A 19,919-nucleotide genomic window follows, 5' to 3' on the forward strand; every position below is an offset into this window, starting at 1 on the left:
ATTCGCTGGTGACAAGCACCAACAGTCACATGTGTCACTTTTGCAACAGATTGGCTCTCAACCGAGACCTTCCGCAATTGCGGTTTTCCCAGAAATTCACGTCCAGCTCGCATGGCCCTGGCGCACCAGAGCCGACGCCGCCGACCCGTTGAGCTCCTCGATGGTGATCGCCACCAACAGATGGTCCCGCCATGCGCCGTCCACCTCGAGATAACGGCGCAGCAGACCCTCCTCGCGAAAGCCGACCTTTGCCAGGACCGCGCGGCTCGCGGCGTTCTCGGGGCGCACCGTCGCCTCCACACGGTGCAACCGCACCGCATTGAAACAATGGTCCAGCCCCAGCGCCAGCGCGGCCGTCGCGACCCCACCGCCCGTCGACGAGCTGGCCACCCAGTACCCGATCCACGCCGAACGCAGCGCCCCATGCGTCACGTTTCCGATCGTCAATTGGCCGGCGAAGTCCCCATCCAGTTCGATCACAAACGCCAGCATCCGACCCTTACGCGCCTCTGACCGCAGCCCCGAGCACACCGAAGGCCATGCCGTAATGGCGTGCCGCACTTCCCAATCCTGACCGGTGGTCGGCTCCCACGGCTCGAGATGAGCCCGGTCGGCCAACCGGATACGGCTCCACTGCGGACCGTCGCGCAGCCGTACCGGACGCAGTCTCACCACGCCGCCGGGCACCCGCAGCGGGCCGGCCGGCTGCGGCCACCCCGGATGTATTGAACTGGAACGCCACAGGTTCATGACGGTGTGCCCGGCGTCGATCAGCCGCGCTGGGCCAAGAACGCGACGTCGACGATCTCGCCCGTGCGGATCTGTTCGGCCTCACTGGGAACGACGACCAGACAGTTTGCCTCGGCGAGCGTCGCGAGCAGATGCGACGGTGCGCCCGGCACGCCGCCGAGCGCCTGCACCAGGTACTCGCCGGTGTCCTGATCGCGCATCAACTGTCCACGCAGGTAACCCTTGCGACCGGCCACCGAGGCGATCGGCGACAGGGTGCGCGCCTGCACGATCCGCCGATGCGCCTGGCGCTTACCCAGCGACAGCCGGATCAGCGGGCGCACCATGACCTCGAAGACAACGAGCGCGCTGACGGGGTTGGCGGGCAACAGGAACACCGGCACGCCGTCGCGTCCGAGCTGACCGAAGCCCTGCACCGAGCCCGGATGCATGGCGATACGCACGACTTCCATCTCGCCGAGTTCCGCGAGGACCGCCCGCACCCCTTCGGCGGCGGCCCCGCCGACCGCGCCCGCGATCACCACCACCTCGGCCCGGTTGATCTGACCCTCGATGACATCGCGCAGAGCCTTGGGGTCGGTGTCGACGATGCCGACGCGGTTCACCTCGGCGCCCGCGTCGCGTCCCGCAGCGGCCAGCGCGTAGGAGTTGACGTCGTAGACCTGCCCGTTGCCCGGCGTGCGGGAGATGTCGACGAGTTCGCCTCCCACACACAGCACCGACAGTCGCGGCTTCGGATGCACGAGCACGCGGTCCCGCCCGACCGCGGCCAACAATCCCACCTGCGCCGGTCCGATGATCGCTCCGGCGCGCACGGCCACGTCACCAGGCTGAACGTCGTCTCCCGTCCTGCGGACGTAGGCGCCGGAGCGCACACCGCGCAGCACGGTCACCCGCGAGTCGCCGCCGTCGGTCCACCGCAGCGGGAGCACCGCGTCGGCGAGTGTCGGCATCGGCGCACCCGTTTGGACCCGGGCGGCCTGGCGCGGCTGCAGGCGGCTGGGGGTGCGCGCCCCGGCCTCGATCGAACCGATGACCGGCAGGCTCACCTCACCGTCGGAGCCAGTCCGCGCGTCATCGCCGTCTTCCTCGTCCCCAGTCCCGACGCCGAGCACGTCGACGCTTCGGACCGCGTAGCCGTCGATGGCGGCCTGATCGAAACCCGGCAGCGGACGCTCGGTGACCACCTCTTCGGCGCACATCAGACCCTGCGCTTCGGCAATCGCCACCCTGACCGGTCTGGGGGCCACCGCGGCGGCGGCCACTCGGGCCTGCTGCTCCTCAACCGACCGCACAACACGCCTTTCTAGGTGTCAGGGCGATCGCCGCGGGTCAGCAATCGATCAGCCCCAAGCGCTCCACCAACCACCGCCGTAGCTCGGGCCCGTAGTCGTCGCGCTCCAACGCAAAGTCAACCGCAGCCTTGAGGTAGCCGCCGGGATTTCCGAGGTCGTGTCGAGAACCGCGATGCACGACGACGTGCACGGGATGTCCTTCGTTGATCAGCAGGGCAATCGCGTCGGTCAGCTGGATCTCACCGCCGGCGCCACGGGGCACCCGCTTGAGCGCACCGAAGATCGCCCGGTCCAGCACGTAGCGGCCGGCGGCGGCATACGGCGACGGTGCGTCCTCGGGCTTGGGCTTCTCGAACATGCCCTTGACCCGCATCACGTTCGGGTTGTTGGTGTCGCTGACGGGTTCGACGTCGAAGACGCCGTAGGCGCTGATCTCGTCGCCGGGCACCTCGATCGCACACAACACCGAACCGCCGCGCTTGGCACGGACCTTCGACATCGTCTCCAGCACACCGGTGGGCAGCACGAGGTCGTCGGGCAGCAACACGGCGATCGCGTCGTCGTCGTCGGTCAGGACACTCTCCACACAGCCCACGGCGTGGCCGAGACCCAACGGTTGGGCCTGGACCACCGATTCGACCTTGATGAGTGCCGCGGCACGACGCACCTTCTCGAGCATCACGTGCTTGCCGCGCGCTTCCAGCGTGCCCTCGAGCACGAGGTCCTGCACGAAGTGGGCCACCACTCCGTCCTTGCCCTCGGAGGTGACGATGACGAGCCGTTCGGCACCGGCCTCGGCGGCTTCCGCGGCGACCAGTTCGATGCCTGGTGTGTCCACGACAGGCAACAACTCTTTCGGCACCGTCTTCGTCGCCGGCAGGAATCGTGTCCCCAGGCCTGCAGCCGGAACGACCGCGGTGCGCGGAATCGGTACCTCGGGCCGTGTCATCGTTCACACACTAGTGTCCATACCGCAGTTGAACCCCCCAAGTCCCGAGGTTTGGAGGCGGCGCGTGCGGACGAAAGCTGAACTGCGCACGGCGATCTTGATGGCTCGCCGCGCAGTAACGCCGCGCGAGCACGCCGTCGAGGCGCAGGCCCTCGCTCGCCATCTGGCGGCACTCATCACGGACGCCGCGACTGTGTGCGCCTACGTGCCGGTCGGCTCCGAGCCAGGATCCATGGACCTGGTCGACACACTGGACGACCTCGGTGTGCGGGTGCTGCTGCCGGTCGCGCGCGGCGATATCGCGGGGTTGCAGTGGGGCGAGTACCGTCCCGGCAAGCTCGTCGAGGCACCGTTCGGACTGCGCGAACCCGCTGCACCGTGGCAGGGGGCCGACGCGATCGCGCAGGCATCGGTGATCCTGGTGCCCGCGCTGGCGGTCGATCGCAGCGGTGTGCGGCTGGGCCGCGGCGCGGGGTGCTACGACCGCGCTCTGCCGCTGGCCGATCCCGCCGCGCGCCGGATCGCCGTCGTGCGCGACGACGAACTCGTCGAGGCCCTGCCCGCCGAACCCCACGATGTGCGCATGACCCACGCACTGACCCCGATCCGCGGACTGGTGACGCTCGGCTAGCAGGTACTGGGAATGCCGACGGGCACGTAGCGGTTCTAGCACTTGAGCCGGTAGAGTGCTAAGAAGTTTGACGATCTCGGAGGTTTTCGTGCCCACGTATTCCTATGCGTGCACCGAATGCGGCAATCGCTTCGATGAGGTGCAGGCCTTCAGCGACGATGCCCTGACCACCTGCCCCCAGTGCAGCGGCCGCCTGCGCAAGCTGTTCGGCAATGTGGGAGTGGTGTTCAAGGGCAGCGGCTTCTACCGCAACGACAGCCGCGAGACGGCCAAGAGCACGTCCTCGTCGTCTTCGGCGCCGTCCTCGAACGGTTCGTCCGGTGGTTCGGAGTCCTCGTCAGCGGACAAGTCCACCTCGAAGTCGTCCGGCGACTCGAGCTCCAGCTCGTCGAGTTCCAGCTCCTCGAGTTCGGCACCCGCCGCGGCGGCGTCGAGCTAGTTATCCACAGGCGCGTGGTCACACCGCGCCGTCACCCTCCTCGGCTGCCTAGTTTGGCGGTATGGGGGAATCACTCAATCCGACGGCGCTGAGCCGACTCGTCGATCGTCTGCGCCCCGACTGGTCACGCACCGCGACGGCCCGGCGCGTCGCCGCCGGCGCTCTCGTGATCCTGGCTGCCGTCGCGGCACTTCGGCCCGACCCGGCGCACGAGCGCACCGATATCGTCGTTGCCGCCCGGGATCTGGCGCCGGGCATCGAACTCAGCGCGGACGATGTCCGCGTCGAAACCCGTTTGGCGACAACGGTCCCCGATGGATCCCAGACGGATCTCACGGTCGTGGTCGGCGCGACGCTGGCCGGCCCGGCGCGCCGCGGCGAGGCGCTCACAGACGTGCGGTTGCTGGGACCGCGGCTGGCCGAATCGGCGGCGGGCCCCAATGCGCGCATCGTTCCGCTCCACCTTGACGACACAGCACTACTCGACCTGATCCGGCCGGGAGACGTGGTTGATGTACTCGGCGCCGGAGCCGATGCGGGCGTCGGCGCCGACGCCGAGCCTGCGGTCGTGGCGACCGACGCGGTCGTCGTCCTCGTATCCCCGAAACCGACCGGCGCGGGCGGCGGAGGTGATCGTGTGGTGCTTGTCGCCCTGCCGGCTCACGACGCGAACAAGGCTGCGGGCGCGGCGCTGGTTCAGACCGTCACGCTCACCTTCCACTGAGCCCGTCAGGTTTGCGGTGCCGGCGTGGTACTCGCGGCCACGTCCTGCTCGATCGCATCCAGTACCATGTCGGCCGGCTCCTCGGTGCTCGACGAGCCGGGTTGCGTCGGCGGCGGCGGGGGCGGAACCGGTTGCGCGTTGGCCGGGCTCGTCGCGATCGCCGAGATGCCGATCAGCATTCCTGCTACCACCGCGAACAGCCACCGCATGGCACGCCCTCCCAAACTTGTCTGTCACACAGCCGAACTGGCATCACCACGCAAGCTAGCATCGGACCCCGCGTGCCGCAGGACCATCGGGACTAACGTCGAGTGTCTGTCATATAGCCGGGCTCATAGGAAGGAAATCGCGCGCATGTTAAAGGGCTTCAAGGAGTTTCTCGCCCGAGGCAACATCGTCGACCTATCCGTCGCGGTGGTCATCGGCACCGCGTTCACGGCGCTGGTCACCAAGTTCACCGACAGCATCATCCAGCCACTCATCAACCGGATCGGCGCGGGCGGAGACTCCGACTACGGCATCCTGAGAATCAGCATCGGCGGTGACCAGACCATCGACCTGAACGTTCTGCTGTCGGCGGCCATCAACTTCATCCTCGTCGCTGCCGTCGTGTACTTCCTGGTCGTGTTGCCCTACAACAGGTTGCGGAAGAAGGGCGAAGTCGAACAGGCTCAGGACACCGAACTTTCGCTGCTCACCGAGATCCGCAACCTCTTGGCCGACACCCCCGGGCGCGGCACCGACACCGCAGAGACCACGAGCAACGACAAGACCTGAGCGACATACGAAAACAGCCCCCCGGATGATCCGGGGGGCTGTTTCTCGTTAACGCCTGGGAGAGGTTAGTTCATGTTCCAGGGCTCGCCGTAGGTGGTGACGCTGTCACCGGACGACGAGATGAGCCGAGCGAACGGACGCAGCAGCACACCACCGGCAGCACCGGTCACCGTGCCGTGCGCGTTGGACACCGCCACACCACCGGACGCACCGGCGACATCCACCGAGAAGGTGGCGACTTCCTGGATACCGGGGCCGTTGCCGAGGTCGGCGCTGATCGACACACCGGGGAACAGGTTCGGCGTGGTGAACGCCGGGCCAGTCGGGTCCGCCGGCGAGAACTGGTCGAGCAGGACGTTGGGCGTGGTGTAGCTGAAGTTGATGCCCACACCCAGCGACCACGGGAAGCCGATCTGGTAACCCAGCTCCAAGGTGCCCTCGAACTCATCGGCTCCGGCGCCGGCGACGATGTACTTCGCGCGACCGCTGTGGAACCACTCGCGGGTCAGCCGGTTGCGGTCCAACGGGAACACACCGTTGAGGAAGGTGTCCCACTGCTGGACGGTCAGCGTCCGGTCTTGGCCGTCAACGAGGCTCAGCTCGTTGTCCAGCCCGGCGTGAGAGGTGCCAGTGCTCACGAACAAAGACGCGATGGCTCCGGCTATTGCCAAAACCAAAGCCATCAGCACCCGACTGAATACCTTCATGTTCTCCCTAGCTATGTCGACAGCGACCCCCGAATGGACCACTGTGTTTTGTTGTTCGTGCCTGGCCCTCAAATGAGAAGCCTCACAGGCGGTTCTTACGTCTTACTCATCGTTGACACGAGGAACATAACGGTCGGGCACCACCCTCGCAACGCGAGGAAGAAATTGGTCTTGCCGGCCTGACCGGTTCAGACACTGGCAAGACCGGGGTCATGAAAAAAGGGGTCCCCCGGAGTTCTCCGGGGGACCCCTTCTTGCCTGGGAGAGGTTAGTTCATGTTCCAGGGCTCGCCGTAGGTGGTGACGCTGTCACCAGCCGACGAGATGAGCCGAGCGAACGGACGCAGCAGCACACCACCGGCAGCACCGGTCACCGTGCCGTGCGCGTTGGACACCGCCACACCACCGGACGCACCGGCGACATCCACCGAGAAGGTGGCGACCTCCTGGATACCGGGGCCGTTGCCGAGGTCGGCGCTGATCGACACACCGGGGAACAGGTTCGGCGTGGTGAACGCCGGGCCAGTCGGGTCCGCCGGCGAGAACTGGTCGAGCAGGACGTTGGGCGTGGTGTAGCTGAAGTTGATGCCCACACCCAGCGACCACGGGAAGCCGATCTGGTAACCCAGCTCCAAGGTGCCCTCGAACTCATCGGCTCCGGCGCCGGCGACGATGTACTTCGCGCGACCGCTGTGGAACCACTCGCGGGTCAGCCGGTTGCGGTCCAACGGGAACACACCGTTGAGGAAGGTGTCCCACTGCTGAACGGTCAGCGTCCGGTCTTGGCCGTCAACGAGGCTCAGCTCGTTGTCCAGCCCGGCGTGAGAGGTGCCAGCGCTCACGAACAAAGACGCGATGGCTCCGGCTATTGCCAAAACCAAAGCCATCAGCACCCGACTGAATACCTTCATGTTCTCCCTAGCTATGTCGACAGCGACCCCCGAATGGACCACTGTGTTTTGTTGTTCGTGCCTGGCCCTCAAATGAGAAGCCTCACAGGCGGTTCTTACGTCTTACTCATCGTTGACACGAGGAACATAACGGTCGGGCACCACCCTCGCAACGCGAGGAAGAAATTGGTCTTGCCGGCCTGACCGGTTCAGACACTGGCAAGACCGGGGTCATGAAAAAAGGGGTCCCCCGGAGTTCTCCGGGGGACCCCTTCTTTGCCTGGGAGAGGTTAGTTCATGTTCCAGGGCTCGCCGTAGGTGGTGACGCTGTCACCAGCCGACGAGATGAGCCGAGCGAACGGACGCAGCAGCACACCACCGGCAGCACCGGTCACCGTGCCGTGCGCGTTGGACACCGCCACACCACCGGACGCACCGGCGACATCCACCGAGAAGGTGGCGACCTCCTGGATACCGGGGCCGTTGCCGAGGTCGGCGCTGATCGACACACCGGGGAACAGGTTCGGCGTGGTGAACGCCGGGCCAGTCGGGTCCACCGGCGAGAACTGGTCGAGCAGGACGTTGGGCGTGGTGTAGCTGAAGTTGATGCCCACACCCAGCGACCACGGGAAGCCGATCTGGTAACCCAGCTCCAAGGTGCCCTCGAACTCATCGGCTCCGGCGCCGGCGACGATGTACTTCGCGCGACCGCTGTGGAACCACTCGCGGGTCAGCCGGTTGCGGTCCAACGGGAACACACCGTTGAGGAAGGTGTCCCACTGCTGAACGGTCAGCGTCCGGTCTTGGCCGTCAACGAGGCTCAGCTCGTTGTCCAGCCCGGCGTGAGAGGTGCCAGCGCTCACGAACAAAGACGCGATGGCTCCGGCTATTGCCAAAACCAAAGCCATCAGCACCCGACTGAATACCTTCATGTTCTCCCTAGCTATGTCGACAGCGACCCCCGAATGGACCACTGTGTTTTGTTGTTCGTGCCTGGCACTGCTGCGTACACCACACAGGACGCAGGAGTCGCATGTGTCGCAAATGAGAAACTTCACATACTGCTCTTACGTCTTACTCATCGTTAACACGAGGAACATAACGGTCGGGCATCACCCCGGCAACGTGACATCGCATATAGCTGGCACAGTGTTACCAGACCTGCCACTTTGCTCACTCCAGTAGCGCCCATGCCGACGTTGACAGGGGGCGTCGAGCGGCCCGTAGGGGCCGGTAATTTACCCCTGGCTGCCAGGCACTGGGTCAAGATCAAGGCAACGTGTGCGACATTCCCTCACGCAGGCATATCCACAGGTCACTGGTGGTGCGGAGGCGTGTTCTCCTGCAACCACTCATCGTGTCGATTCTCGTCGGCAAATGAGTCTTCGCGATCGTCAATAGACTTCGGACACAGTCCGTCGCCGAAAATTTCGTCAACCGCGTCACGCGGGCGCTCCGACCGGTCGGCCATGGCCCTCCTCAGCTGTGACAAAGATCACACTTTCGTGTGACCGTCCACAGATTTCTCTTAAATCTCGAGACTCGACAGCTGTCCAATGATCTGAACAGCCAGCGGAGTAAGGGTCGCCATACCATCGCGCACCGCGGCACGAGATCCGGCCAGGTTCACGACCAGCGTGCTCCCCGAGATTCCTGCCAGGCCGCGTGACAGTCCGGCGTCGGCGACGCCGGCGGACAACCCGGACGCCCGCAGTGCCTCCGCGATACCCAGCAGCTCCCGGTCGAGCAGATCGACCGTCGCCTCGGGGGTGACGTCACGCGGCGTGACACCGGTCCCACCGACCGACACCACCAGGTCCACTCCACCGATGACCGCGGTGTTCAGCGCGTTACGGATCTCGACCTCATCGGCAGCCACCACGACCACGCCATCCACGACGAAGCCCGCTTCACCTAATAATTCGGTGACCAGCGGACCGCTGTGGTCCTCCTCGTCACCATGCGCTGTGCGGTCGTCCACCACGACGACCAAAGCTCGGCCCACCAACTCCCCTGGCTGTTCCATGACGCCAACCGTATATCCGGGCAGCGACGGCGGCGCAGCCACTCTCAGGGTCGTCGGTCCGGAGGTCACAGTGGGCCTCACTGCTGGGCCTTGCCGAGCGTGACTTCCACGGTCTGCGGTTTGCCGGCGGTATCGAGGTACGTGAGCGTCAGCTTGTCGCCGGGCGCCCTGGATCGCACCGCCGCGACCAGCGCATCGGCGCTGTTGATCACCCGGTCGTCGACCTTGGTCACGACGACACCACTGGGTAGGCCCGCGGCGGCCGCGGCGCCGCCGCCGGTCACCTCGACGATGCGGGCACCGTCGACCGTCGCGTCGTTACCGACCTGGACACCCAGCGAGGCGTGCGAGGCGGTGCCGTTCTCGATCAGCTCGTCGGCGATGCGCTTGGCCTGGTCGACCGGGATGGCGAAGCCAAGCCCGATCGAACCGCCCTGCGCCGCGCCATCGGCGTCGCCGCCCAATGTGGCGATGGCCGAGTTGACGCCGACCAACTCGCCATTCATGTTGACCAGCGCACCCCCGGAGTTACCGGGGTTGATGGCGGCGTCGGTCTGCACCGCATCCAGCACCGTGTTCTGGTTGCGGATGTCACCACCGGCGGCGACAGGCCGGTTCAACGCGCTGATGATGCCGGTGGTCACCGTGCCCTCGAGCCCGAGCGGCGAACCGATCGCCACGACGTCCTGGCCGACGCGCAGGTTGGCCGACGAGCCGACGGTGATCGGCGTCAGACCCGTCACTCCCTGGGCGCGCACCACCGCGATGTCGCTGCTGGGGTCGGTTCCGAGCACCGTGAACGGTGCGCTGCGGCCGTCGGCGAACGTCACCTTGGTCTGCGCGCCGCCGCCACCCGTGGGTGCCGCCGGACCGCCGGGGCCGCCCGGCCGGTCTTGTGCCGCCGCACTGACGACGTGGTTGTTGGTCAGGATGAGGCCGTCCTGCGACAGGATGATCCCGGAGCCCTCCTCGGATTGCCTGCCAAGGTCCACCTCGAGCTTCACCACGCTGGGCACCACCTTGGCAGCGACCTGTTCGACCGTGCCGGCGGGCAGGCTGGCGACGGGCTGCCCGGGAGCGGCGCCGTTGATGGTCGACGTCGCCGCGGGCCGCTCGGACTGCGCCAGCAATGCCACTCCCCCGCCCACACCGGCGGACACGACGGCGACGGCGATGGCGCCGGCGATCAAAGAGCCTGCGCGAGAACGCTTCTGGGCCTGCTGCACCGGAAGGGGCGGGTGGGGAAACCGCGCCGTCGCCGGCTGCGGCGCACCACTGTACGGATCGTAAGGGGCGCGAAAAGGCTGTTGCTGTTGCGTCTGGTACCGCCAGTCATACGGCTGCTGCTGGTACGGATCGGGCCGCTGCGCACCGGGGTATCCGGCGGCCGCGGGCTCGGGGCGACGACCCGGTGGCGGTGGCGGCGAATACCTCGGATGGTTGGTCATGTCGCTGCGGTGCTCTTTTCCTGTTGTGGGTCCGACATCCAGAACAACGGCGTTCGCACTCTCAAAGTTGCCTCAGCGGGCTGAGAATCCACTTAGAGAACGTTCGGGACATGCACAGAGAGTTGCTTCCCCAGAGCGCGCCTAGGCTAATCATTGTCAACGCTGACCACGGGCAAGTCCACGCCTGCGACCGCGTGTCGCGCGGACTCACCGGGTATCGGTCTGCCCGGCAGCACCATGTGTATCGCGGTGCCCGGCGGCTGCCCTCCCGGCACGGCGTACTCGACGCGCAGCGAGCCGCCATGTTTGAGCACAACCTGTTTCACGATCGCCAGACCCAGACCCGATCCCGGCATCGCACGTGCGGAGGTCGAGCGGAAGAACCGCTCGAACACGAACCGCCGTTCCTGCGGCGGGATACCGGGACCCTGATCGGTGATCACCAATTCGGCATGCATCGAGTCGACCTGTGACAACCGCACACCGACCCGTCCGCCGGGCGGGCTCCATTTGGCGGCGTTGTCGAGCACGTTGAGCACCGCGCGCCCCAGGCCGACGCCGTCGCCGTAGACCTGCCACGGCACCAGGTGCACATCGAACTGAATGTCGTTGCGGCGGCGGCGAACTCGCTCCAGTGAGCGGTCGACGACCTCGGTCATGTCGACGGGCTCGTGGATGACGACACCGGCTTCGTCGCGGGTAAGGTCGACCAGATCGCCGACGAGGGTGGACAGCTCTTCGATCTGGGCGATGACGTCTTCGCGCAGGCCCGCCATCTCCTCCTCGGGCAGCCGCGGAGCCCCCGGGGCCATCGATGCCATCAGCAGTTCGACGTTGGTGCGCAACGACGTCAGCGGGGTGCGCAGTTCGTGGCCGGCGTCGGTGACCAGCCGTGCTTGCCGCTCACGCGATTCGGCCAAGGCACGAAGCATCATGTTGAAAGCCTCGGTGAGACGGGCGAGTTCGTCACTGCCGTATACCGGAATCGGCCTCAGATCGTCGGTGCGCGCAACGCGCTCCGCCGCCGATGTGAGCCGCGCCACCGGCCTCAGCCCCGCGCGGGCGACGGCACCGCCTGCCATCGCGGCCACCACCACGCCGACCCCGCCGACGATGAGCAGCACGGTGCCCAACCGCTTGAGCAGCTTGTCGGTCGGCACCAGGCTCTTGGAGATCAGCAATGTACTGCCGTTGGACAGATGTAGGGCCAGCACCCGCTGTTGGTTGACCGATCGCTTCGACATCCACAGGTCGCCACGGATGACGGCCTTCTCGGGATCACCGAGTGGCAGCGTCTGCCCCTGCTGGTTCGCAGTGAAGATCGAGCGGCCGGGATTGACCAGCATCGCGTTCACGTCGGAGTACGCGGTGCCCTCGATCGCCTTACCGGGATCGGTGGTCAGCGAGCCGCTTTCGATCAGCAGGCTGGCACGGCTGTGCAGCTGGTTGTCCATATCGTCGTAGAGCGCGCGTGAGACGACGGCGTACACGGCGACGGCCATCAAGACCACCACCATCGCCACCATCGACATCGCGAGCAGCATCACCCGCCAGCGCAGCGACAACGAACTGGCCGTCGACTGCGCCGCCTGTGGATATGGCCCGGGACGAGGCGAGGAGGTTCGAGCTGACATCAGGGAGGTGTCTCGCGCAACACATAACCCACCCCGCGCACGGTGTGGATCAGTCGCGGCTCTCCTTCGGCCTCGGTCTTACGGCGGAGGTAGCCGACGTACACCTCGAGGGCGTTGCCCGAGGTCGGGAAGTCGAAACCCCACACCTCTTCCAGTATGCGGCTGCGGGTGAGTACCCGCCGCGGGTTCGCGATGAGCATCTCGAGCAGCGCGAACTCGGTGCGCGTCAGGCTGATCGAGCGTTCACCGCGGGTGACCTCGCGAGTGACCGGATCCAGCGACAGGTCGGAGAACGTCATCGCCGGTGTATCCGTGCCCTCATCGGGCGAGGTGCGCCGCAGCAAGGCGCGCATGCGGGCGAGCAGTTCCTCCAGCGCGAACGGCTTCGGGAGATAGTCGTCGGCGCCCGCGTCCAGGCCGGCGACACGTTCGGAGACCGAGTCTCGCGCGGTCAGCACGAGTATCGGCAGGTCGTCGCCGGTGCTGCGGAGCTGACGGCACACCTCGAGGCCGTCCAGCCGCGGCATCATCACGTCCAGCACGACGGCATCCGGCCGATCGCTGGCGATCAGATCGAGAGCTTCGAGACCGTCTTGCGCCAGCTCGACGGAGTAACCATTGAAGGAGAGCGATCGACGCAGCGATTCGCGCACAGCGCGGTCATCGTCGACGACAAGTATTCGCACAGCCACAGTGTCAACCCGCTGTCTGAGAGCGGCCTGAGAGGCGCGCCGACCTCACCGGGAAAGACCCCGCCCGACAAGCGGGGACGAGATCAGCGGCGGTCGAGATCGATGAGGCCGAGGCGCGCAGCCTTGAGCAGGCGCCGCGGCACCTTGTGCTGCTGACCAGCAACCGTCACGCCGACGAGCTCGGTGCGCTTGGCCTTCCACTGCGAACGCCGGCTACGGGTGTTCGCGCGCGACATCCTCCGCTTTGGGACAGCCATGATCGAGATTCTCCTCTTGAAGGGTCCTGATTATTGCGTCACGCGAGTAGTCAGGCGTCGACGATTGCCCTTCAGGATAGCCCCTGACCTGTATCTGCTCCAAAATGCGCCTCCGACGGTGGGTGGCAGCGATGAAATAGCTGGTAGCGACGGAGCTCCTGACGCCGAAAGTGCAGCCACGACTGTTGTCGCCGCGTATGCACGACCCGGTGTGCACTCTCGGCGACAGCGACGGCTAACCTACCGGTTGGTTGGCCCGTCTCGATGACGAGGGGAGCGAGTAGGTGACACCTGCGGTCCGCATCGGAAATCACTCCGGTTTCTACGGTGACCGTCTCGCGGCCATGCGGGAGATGCTCACCGGCGGTGAGCTGGACTACCTCACCGGCGACTACCTCGCCGAACTCACCATGCTGATCCTGGCGCGCGACCGCGCCAAGTCGCCCGACCGCGGCTACGCGAAGACCTTTCTGATCCAGCTCGAGGAGTGCCTCGGCACCGCGCTGGATCGCGGCGTGCGGATCGTCGCGAACGCTGGCGGCCTCAACCCGGCCGGTTTGGCACAGGCGGTGCGCGGTCTGGCGGACCGTCTCGGGCTGCGCGTGCGGGTGGCCCACGTCGAGGGCGACGATCTGCTGCCACGGGCCGAGGAGTTGGGCTTTCAAGGCGCACCGTTGGCGGCCAATGCGTATCTCGGCGCGTGGGGCATCGTCGACTGCCTGAACTCCGGCGCGGACGTCGTCGTCACCGGTCGCGTCACCGACGCGTCGGTCATCGTCGGGCCGGCCGCCGCGCATCACGGATGGGATCGCACCGATTACGACCGGCTCGCGGGCGCGATCGCCGCGGGCCACGTCATCGAGTGTGGCGCGCAGGCCACCGGCGGCAACTACTCGTTCTTCACCGAGATAGCCGATCTCACGCATCCGGGCTTTCCGCTCGCCGAAATCCACTCCGACGGCTCGTCGGTCATCACCAAACACCCGGGCACCGGCGGAGCGGTCACCGTCGACACCGTCACCGCACAACTGCTCTACGAGATCACCGGGGCGCGATACGCCAATCCCGATGCGACGCTGCGCGTCGACACCATCGAACTCGGCGACGACGGGCCGGACCGCGTTCGCATCAGCGGGGTGACGGGCGAAGCACCGCCTCCGACGTTGAAGGTCTCGCTCAACAGCATCGGCGGATTCCGCAACGAGATGACGCTGGTGCTCACCGGATTGGACATCGAGGCCAAGGCCGCGTTGGTACGCAGCCAGCTCGAGAGCGCCTTGGCGGTCAAGCCCGCCGAGATGCAGTGGACGCTGGCGCGCACCGATCACGCCGACGCCGACACCGAGGAAGCCGCCAGTGCATTGCTGCGATGCGTGGTGCGCGACCCCGATCCCGCCAACGTCGGGCGTCAATTCTCCTCGGCGGCTGTCGAACTCGCGTTGTCGAGCTATCCAGGTTTCACCAGCACCGCGCCACCGGGTGACGGTCAGATCTTCGGCATTTTCCGCCCCGCATTCGTGCCCGCCACCGAGGTCGCCCATGTCGCCGTGCACGCCGACGGCAGCCGCACCGACATTCCCGCCGCCTCGGCGACCCGGGAACTGGCCGATGTCCCAACGCCGGCATTGCCCGAACCATTCCCCGACGGCGACACCCGACGCGTGCCGCTGGGACGGATTGCGGGCGCGCGCAGCGGCGACAAGGGCGGTAGCGCCAACGTCGGGTTGTGGGTACGGCGCGACGACCACTGGCGATGGCTGGCACACACCCTCACCATCGACAAGCTTCGCGAATTGCTGCCTGAGACAGCCGATCTGGAAGTCACCCGTCATCTGCTGCCGCAATTGCGGGCGATCAACTTCGTGATCGAGGGTATCCTCGGCCAGGGTGTGGCCTATCAGGCCCGCTTCGATCCACAGGCCAAGGGGCTGGGCGAGTGGCTGCGCAGCCGCACCATCGACATGCCTGTCGAGTTCTGTCGAGAAATACCCGAGGAAACCGCATGAGCATCTGGCACACCCCGGAACGCGAACAACTTCGAAAGACGGTGCGGGCGTTCGCAGAACGCGAGATCCTGCCCAACGTCGACGAGTGGGAGCGCAGCGGCGACCTGCCCCGCGATCTGCACCGCAAGGCGGGCGATGCGGGCCTGCTGGGGGCAGGCATGCCCGAAGCCGTCGGCGGCGGCGGTGGCGACGGTGCGGACGCGGTGGTCATCTGCGAGGAGATGCACTACTCCGGCGCACCCGGCGGCGTGTTCGCCTCGCTGTTCACCTGCGGGATCTCGGTGCCGCACATGATCGCCTCCGGCGACGAGCGGTTGATCGACACCTACGTGCGGCCGACATTGCGCGGCGACCTGATCGGCAGCCTGGCCATCACCGAACCGGGCGGCGGTTCAGACGTCGGGCACCTGACCACGCGCGCTGAGTTGATTCTTCATGGCGATGGGCCGTATTACGTCATCAACGGCGCGAAGACCTACATCACCTCCGGTGTGCGGGCGGACTATGTGGTGACCGCGGCGCGCACGGGAGGCGGCGGCGCTGCCGGTGTTTCGCTGATCGTCGTCGACAAGAAGACACCCGGATTCGAGGTCAGCCGGAAACTGGACAAAATGGGCTGGCGGTCCAGCGACACCGCCGAGCTCTCCTACACAGATGTGCGGGTGCCCGCCGCCAACCTCATCGGCGGGGAGAACACCGGATTCATCCAAATCGCAGGCGCATTCGTCTCCGAACGCGTCGGGCTGGCCGCGCAGGCATACGCGAGCGCGCAGCGGTGCCTCGACCTGACCGTCGAGTGGTGCCGCAACCGCGAAACGTTCGGCAGGCCGCTGATCGCACGTCAATCCGTACAGAACACTCTCGCCGAAATGGCCCGGCGCATCGATGTGGCGCGGGTGTACACGCGCCACATCGTGGAACGGCAGCTTGCCGGCGAGACCAATCTGATCACCGAGGTGTGCTTCGCGAAGAACACCGCCGTCGAGGCCGGCGAGTGGGTGGCCAATCAGGCGGTCCAGTTGTTCGGTGGGATGGGATACATGAGCGAATCCGAAGTGGAGCGGCAGTACCGCGACATGCGCATCCTGGGCATCGGCGGCGGCACGACGGAGATTCTCACCGGCCTGGCCGCGAAAACCCTTGGGTTCCAGTCGTGACCGCGCTGAAGTCGACCATCGACAGGAGGTCGGCGGCGTTCTCCGAGGCCGCGGAGGTCATGACCGCCAAGCTCGCCGAACTCGACGCCGAGCACGCCAAGGCGTTGGCCGGTGGCGGTGAAAAGTATGTCAGACGCCATCACGACCGCGGGAAGATGACCGCGCGCGAGCGCATCGAAATGCTGCTCGACCCCGATTCGCCGTTCCTGGAACTCAGCCCGCTGGCCGCATGGGGTAGCGACTTCGCGGTCGGGGCCAGCGTCGTGACGGGCATCGGCGCGATCGAGGGCGTGGAGTGCCTCATCGTGTCCAACGACCCAACGGTCAAGGGCGGCACCAGCAATCCGTGGACTCTGAAGAAGATCTTGCGCGCCAACCAGATCGCGCTGCAAAACCGGCTGCCGGTGGTGTCACTGGTGGAATCCGGCGGCGCCGATCTGCCGACGCAGAAGGAGATCTTCATACCCGGCGGTCAGATGTTCCGCGACCTCACCCGGCTCTCGGCGGCGGGGATCCCGACCATCGCGCTGGTGTTCGGCAACTCGACGGCCGGCGGTGCCTACATCCCCGGAATGTCCGACCACGTGGTGATGATCAAGGAGCGTTCCAAGGTCTTCCTGGCGGGACCGCCGCTGGTGAAGATGGCGACCGGCGAAGAATCTGACGACGAATCGCTCGGCGGCGCCGAGATGCACGCCCGCACTTCGGGACTCGGCGACTACTTCGCAGTCGACGAGCTCGACGCGATCCGCATCGGCCGTCGCATCGTGGCCAGGTTGAACTGGCGCAAGCAGGGCCCACCGCCGGGCCCGGTCACCCAGCCGCTGTTCGATCCGGAGGAGCTGGTCGGCATCGTCCCCGCAGATCTGCGGATTCCCTTCGATCCACGCGACGTCATCGCCCGCATCGTCGACGGCTCCGACTTCGACGAGTTCAAACCCCTCTACGGTGGCTCGCTGGTGACCGGCTGGGCCACCCTCTACGGCTATCCGATCGGCATCCTGGCCAACCACCGCGGGGTGCTGTTCTCCGAGGAGTCGCAGAAGGCCACCCAGTTCATCCAGCTGGCCAACCGTGCCGACACTCCACTGTTGTTCCTGCACAACACGACCGGCTACATGGTCGGCCGCAAGTACGAGGAGGGCGGGATGATCAAGCACGGCTCGATGATGATCAACGCCGTCTCCAATTCCACCGTGCCGCACATCTCCCTGCTGATCGGCGCCTCGTACGGCGCGGGCCACTACGGGATGTGCGGCCGCGCCTACGATCCCCGATTTCTGTTCGCGTGGCCCAGCTCCAAGTCCGCTGTCATGGGTGGCACGCAGCTGGCGGGCGTGCTGTCGATCGTCAGCCGCGCCGCCGCCGAGGCCCGCGGCCAGCAGGTCGACGAGGACGCCGACGCCGCCCTGCGGGGCGCTGTGGAAGCACAGATCGAGGCTGAGTCGCTGCCGATGTTCCTGTCCGGCCGGCTCTACGACGACGGGGTGATCGACCCGCGAGACACCCGCACAGTGTTGGGAATGTGCCTGTCCGCCATCGCGAATGGCCCGATCAAGGGGACGTCGAACTTCGGCGTCTTCCGGATGTGAACCTGATGATCACCAAAATCCTGGTTGCCAATCGCGGCGAGATCGCTCGCCGAGTGTTCGACACCTGCCGCAAGCTCGGCATCGGCACGGTGGCCGTATACACCGATCCCGACGCGGCGTCTCCGCACGTCGCCGAGGCGGACGCCCAGGTGCGACTGGAAGGCACCAAGGGCTACCTCGACGCGGCCCAGCTGATCGCCGCCGCACAGGCGGCCGGTGCCGACGCAATCCACCCCGGATACGGATTCCTCTCGGAGAACGCTGAGTTCGCCGCCGCGGTGATCGATGCCGGGCTCACGTGGATAGGTCCGCCGGTGGCCGCGGTCGCCGCAATGGGCTCCAAGATCGAGGCGAAGAAGATGATGGCGGCCGCGGGCGTCCCGGTGCTCGAGGAACTCGATCCCGACACCGTCACCGCCGACCAGTTGCCGGTGCTGATCAAGGCCTCTGCCGGTGGCGGCGGCCGCGGGATGCGGGTCGTCGACGAATTGTCCTCGCTGCCCGGTCAAGTGGAGGCCGCACGCCGCGAAGCGCAGTCGGCCTTCGGCGATCCGACCGTGTTCTGCGAGCGCTACCTCGCCACCGGTCATCACGTCGAGGTCCAGGTGATGGCCGACCAGCACGGCACCGTGTGGGCGGTCGGCGAACGCGAATGTTCGATCCAGCGGCGCCATCAGAAGATCATCGAAGAGGCGCCCTCGCCGCTCGTCGAGCGGACGGAAGGAATGCGCGCCAAGCTGTTCGACGCCGCGCGGCTGGCCGCCGAGGCCATCGGATACGCGGGTGCGGGCACCGTCGAGTTCATGGCCGGCCCAGATGGTCCAGGGGCGGGGTCTTTTTATTTCCTCGAGATGAACACCCGACTGCAGGTCGAACATCCCGTCACCGAGGCCACCACGGGGCTGGACCTCGTCGAGTTGCAGCTGCACGTCGCCGACGGCGGACGGCTCGATCCCGAACCGCCACCGTCGCGTGGATCGTCGATCGAGGCACGGCTGTACGCCGAAGACCCGGCGAAGAACTGGCAGCCGCAGGCGGGCACCGTGCACCGGTTCGAGGTACCGCAGACGGTGCGTGTCGACACCGGCATCCAGGACGGCTCGCAGGTGTCGATCTTCTACGACCCGATGCTCGCCAAGGTCATCTCCTACGCACCGACGCGACGCCAAGCCGCGGCCGTCCTCGCCGACGCGCTGAGCCGCACCCGGCTGCACGGCATCAGGACCAATCGCGATTTGTTGGTCAACGTACTGCGGCACCCGGCTTTCCTCGACGGCGCCACCGATACGGCTTTCTTCGACACCCACGGCCTCGACCGGTTATCCGCCCCACTGGGCGACGATCGGGCCGCCGCACTCTCCGCGGTCGCCGCGGCACTTGCCGACGCCGCGCAGAACCGCGACAGCGCAACGGTGTTCGCCGCCACACCGAGCGGCTGGCGCAACCTGGCGTCCGGATTCCAGACCAAGTCCTACGGCGAGGCCGCCGGCACAGAGCACGTGGTGCGCTACCGCTACACCCGCAACGGCGTGCACCTTCCCGACCATGACGGCGTCGGCGTCGTGTCCTGCGCCGCCGATCGCGTCGTGCTGTCCATCGCCGGGGTGGAGCGTGCCTTCGATGTCGCGCGATACGGCGCCGACGTGTACGTCGACTCGTCCCTGGGACCCGTGCACCTGGCGGCGCTACCTCGCTTCGGCGACCCAGACGCCGCTCTAGCGCAGGGGTCGCTGTTGGCGCCCATGCCCGGATCGGTGTTACGCATCGGCGCCGCAGTAGGCGACTCGGTGACCGCCGGACAGCCACTGGTGTGGCTGGAGGCGATGAAGATGGAGCACACCGTGACCTCGCCCGGCGACGGAGTGCTCGCCGAACTCAACGTCGAGGTCGGCCAGCAGGTCGACGTCGGGACCGTACTCGCCCGAGTGGACAACCCCTAAGGAAAC

Annotated in this window: 20 protein-coding genes; 8 read left to right on the plus strand and 12 right to left on the minus strand. The window is 66.6% G+C overall.

Translation table 11 applies throughout. The features are described from left to right. Positions 1-96: 96 nt before the first annotated feature. From G6N36_RS16160 to G6N36_RS16170, 3 genes are read right to left on the minus strand one after another with little or no spacing between them, the layout of a single operon-like run. Complete coding sequence (locus tag G6N36_RS16160; RefSeq protein WP_163687477.1) at positions 97-750, minus strand: GNAT family N-acetyltransferase; 654 nt, start codon at positions 748-750, stop codon at positions 97-99. A gap of 20 nt (positions 751-770) precedes the next feature. Next, complete coding sequence (glp, locus tag G6N36_RS16165; RefSeq protein WP_163687479.1) at positions 771-2,045, minus strand: molybdotransferase-like divisome protein Glp; 1,275 nt, start codon at positions 2,043-2,045, stop codon at positions 771-773. Positions 2,046-2,082: 37 nt separating this feature from the next. Further along, positions 2,083-2,994 carry a UTP--glucose-1-phosphate uridylyltransferase gene (locus G6N36_RS16170; RefSeq protein WP_179964794.1) on the minus strand — a complete coding sequence of 304 codons (912 nt, stop codon included), beginning with the start codon at positions 2,992-2,994 and terminating at the stop codon, positions 2,083-2,085. Between the two features lie 64 nt (positions 2,995-3,058). Between G6N36_RS16170 and G6N36_RS16175 the strand changes: the two genes are divergently transcribed. The 3 genes from G6N36_RS16175 to G6N36_RS16185 all read left to right on the plus strand — a co-directional run bounded on the left by G6N36_RS16175 (position 3,059) and on the right by G6N36_RS16185 (position 4,788). Further along, positions 3,059-3,625: a 5-formyltetrahydrofolate cyclo-ligase gene (locus G6N36_RS16175; protein WP_179964795.1), complete on the plus strand. Its 567-nt coding sequence runs from the start codon at positions 3,059-3,061 to the stop codon at positions 3,623-3,625. An 88-nt stretch (positions 3,626-3,713) separates the two neighbouring features. Beyond that, complete coding sequence (locus G6N36_RS16180) at positions 3,714-4,064, plus strand: FmdB family zinc ribbon protein (protein ID WP_163690717.1); 351 nt, start codon at positions 3,714-3,716, stop codon at positions 4,062-4,064. Positions 4,065-4,125: 61 nt separating this feature from the next. After that, a complete protein-coding gene (locus G6N36_RS16185; RefSeq protein WP_163687484.1) occupies positions 4,126-4,788 on the plus strand; it encodes an SAF domain-containing protein in 663 nt (220 codons plus the stop codon). Between the two features lie 5 nt (positions 4,789-4,793). On the opposite strand, the gene G6N36_RS16190 is transcribed toward G6N36_RS16185, so the two are convergent. Beyond that, positions 4,794-4,997, minus strand: a complete 204-nt coding sequence (locus G6N36_RS16190) for a hypothetical protein (protein WP_163687486.1) — start codon at positions 4,995-4,997, stop codon at positions 4,794-4,796. 145 nt (positions 4,998-5,142) lie between these two features. On the opposite strand from G6N36_RS16190, the gene mscL reads away from it, so the two are divergent. Further along, a complete protein-coding gene (gene mscL, locus G6N36_RS16195) occupies positions 5,143-5,565 on the plus strand; it encodes a large-conductance mechanosensitive channel protein MscL (protein ID WP_163687489.1) in 423 nt (140 codons plus the stop codon). A 65-nt stretch (positions 5,566-5,630) separates the two neighbouring features. Here mscL and G6N36_RS16200 read toward each other — a convergent pair whose 3' ends face one another. The 8 genes from G6N36_RS16200 to rpmF all read right to left on the minus strand — a co-directional run bounded on the left by G6N36_RS16200 (position 5,631) and on the right by rpmF (position 13,218). Next, positions 5,631-6,272: a porin MspA gene (locus tag G6N36_RS16200; protein WP_163687492.1), complete on the minus strand. Its 642-nt coding sequence runs from the start codon at positions 6,270-6,272 to the stop codon at positions 5,631-5,633. A 268-nt stretch (positions 6,273-6,540) separates the two neighbouring features. Further along, positions 6,541-7,182, minus strand: a complete 642-nt coding sequence (locus G6N36_RS16205; protein ID WP_163687495.1) for a porin MspA — start codon at positions 7,180-7,182, stop codon at positions 6,541-6,543. Between the two features lie 269 nt (positions 7,183-7,451). Beyond that, positions 7,452-8,093 (minus strand): porin MspA, encoded by a 642-nt coding sequence (locus G6N36_RS16210; protein ID WP_163687498.1) that lies wholly within the window; start codon positions 8,091-8,093, stop codon positions 7,452-7,454. Positions 8,094-8,689: 596 nt separating this feature from the next. Beyond that, positions 8,690-9,235, minus strand: a complete 546-nt coding sequence (locus tag G6N36_RS16215; protein ID WP_179964943.1) for a MogA/MoaB family molybdenum cofactor biosynthesis protein — start codon at positions 9,233-9,235, stop codon at positions 8,690-8,692. 29 nt (positions 9,236-9,264) lie between these two features. Further along, entirely contained in the window at positions 9,265-10,635 is a 1,371-nt protein-coding gene (locus G6N36_RS16220; RefSeq protein ID WP_163687501.1) for a S1C family serine protease, read from the minus strand. A gap of 146 nt (positions 10,636-10,781) precedes the next feature. Continuing rightward, complete coding sequence (locus G6N36_RS16225; RefSeq protein WP_163687503.1) at positions 10,782-12,269, minus strand: HAMP domain-containing sensor histidine kinase; 1,488 nt, start codon at positions 12,267-12,269, stop codon at positions 10,782-10,784. Then, positions 12,269-12,955: a response regulator transcription factor gene (locus tag G6N36_RS16230; protein WP_163687506.1), complete on the minus strand. Its 687-nt coding sequence runs from the start codon at positions 12,953-12,955 to the stop codon at positions 12,269-12,271. The genes G6N36_RS16225 and G6N36_RS16230 overlap by 1 nt, the downstream gene beginning before the upstream one ends. 89 nt (positions 12,956-13,044) lie before the next feature. Next, positions 13,045-13,218, minus strand: coding sequence for a 50S ribosomal protein L32 (gene rpmF / locus G6N36_RS16235; RefSeq protein ID WP_066978450.1), 174 nt, complete (start codon positions 13,216-13,218; stop codon positions 13,045-13,047). A 284-nt stretch (positions 13,219-13,502) separates the two neighbouring features. Here rpmF and G6N36_RS16240 point away from each other — a divergent pair, with 284 nt between their 5' ends. From G6N36_RS16240 to G6N36_RS16255, 4 genes are read left to right on the plus strand one after another with little or no spacing between them, the layout of a single operon-like run. Continuing rightward, positions 13,503-15,224 carry an acyclic terpene utilization AtuA family protein gene (locus G6N36_RS16240; protein WP_163687510.1) on the plus strand — a complete coding sequence of 574 codons (1,722 nt, stop codon included), beginning with the start codon at positions 13,503-13,505 and terminating at the stop codon, positions 15,222-15,224. After that, the gene (locus G6N36_RS16245) at positions 15,221-16,381 is read left to right on the plus strand and encodes an acyl-CoA dehydrogenase family protein (RefSeq protein ID WP_163687513.1); all 1,161 of its coding nucleotides are present in this window, start codon (positions 15,221-15,223) and stop codon (positions 16,379-16,381) included. Before G6N36_RS16240 ends, G6N36_RS16245 begins: the two co-directional genes overlap by 4 nt. After that, the gene (locus G6N36_RS16250; protein WP_163687517.1) at positions 16,378-17,973 is read left to right on the plus strand and encodes an acyl-CoA carboxylase subunit beta; all 1,596 of its coding nucleotides are present in this window, start codon (positions 16,378-16,380) and stop codon (positions 17,971-17,973) included. Before G6N36_RS16245 ends, G6N36_RS16250 begins: the two co-directional genes overlap by 4 nt. A gap of 5 nt (positions 17,974-17,978) precedes the next feature. Beyond that, complete coding sequence (locus G6N36_RS16255) at positions 17,979-19,913, plus strand: acetyl/propionyl/methylcrotonyl-CoA carboxylase subunit alpha (protein ID WP_163687520.1); 1,935 nt, start codon at positions 17,979-17,981, stop codon at positions 19,911-19,913. The last annotated feature ends 6 nt before the right edge of the window (positions 19,914-19,919 follow it).

The sequence above is a fragment of the Mycolicibacterium gadium genome, from assembly GCF_010728925.1.
Lineage (GTDB): Bacteria > Actinomycetota > Actinomycetes > Mycobacteriales > Mycobacteriaceae > Mycobacterium > Mycobacterium gadium.

What these genes read in the sequence shown, in the direction of transcription:
- G6N36_RS16190 (WP_163687486.1), bottom strand. Translation starts at nt 4,997, where the DNA reads ATGCGGTGGCTGTTCGCGGTGGTAGCAGGAATGCTGATCGGCATCTCG.
- G6N36_RS16245 (WP_163687513.1), top strand. Translation starts at nt 15,221, where the DNA reads ATGAGCATCTGGCACACCCCGGAACGCGAACAACTTCGAAAGACGGTG.
- G6N36_RS16170 (WP_179964794.1), bottom strand. Translation starts at nt 2,994, where the DNA reads ATGACACGGCCCGAGGTACCGATTCCGCGCACCGCGGTCGTTCCGGCT.
- G6N36_RS16220 (WP_163687501.1), bottom strand. Translation starts at nt 10,635, where the DNA reads ATGACCAACCATCCGAGGTATTCGCCGCCACCGCCACCGGGTCGTCGC.
- G6N36_RS16210 (WP_163687498.1), bottom strand. Translation starts at nt 8,093, where the DNA reads ATGAAGGTATTCAGTCGGGTGCTGATGGCTTTGGTTTTGGCAATAGCC.
- mscL (WP_163687489.1), top strand. Translation starts at nt 5,143, where the DNA reads ATGTTAAAGGGCTTCAAGGAGTTTCTCGCCCGAGGCAACATCGTCGAC.
- G6N36_RS16160 (WP_163687477.1), bottom strand. Translation starts at nt 750, where the DNA reads ATGAACCTGTGGCGTTCCAGTTCAATACATCCGGGGTGGCCGCAGCCG.
- G6N36_RS16200 (WP_163687492.1), bottom strand. Translation starts at nt 6,272, where the DNA reads ATGAAGGTATTCAGTCGGGTGCTGATGGCTTTGGTTTTGGCAATAGCC.
- G6N36_RS16225 (WP_163687503.1), bottom strand. Translation starts at nt 12,269, where the DNA reads ATGTCAGCTCGAACCTCCTCGCCTCGTCCCGGGCCATATCCACAGGCG.
- G6N36_RS16255 (WP_163687520.1), top strand. Translation starts at nt 17,979, where the DNA reads ATGATCACCAAAATCCTGGTTGCCAATCGCGGCGAGATCGCTCGCCGA.
- rpmF (WP_066978450.1), bottom strand. Translation starts at nt 13,218, where the DNA reads ATGGCTGTCCCAAAGCGGAGGATGTCGCGCGCGAACACCCGTAGCCGG.
- G6N36_RS16185 (WP_163687484.1), top strand. Translation starts at nt 4,126, where the DNA reads ATGGGGGAATCACTCAATCCGACGGCGCTGAGCCGACTCGTCGATCGT.
- G6N36_RS16205 (WP_163687495.1), bottom strand. Translation starts at nt 7,182, where the DNA reads ATGAAGGTATTCAGTCGGGTGCTGATGGCTTTGGTTTTGGCAATAGCC.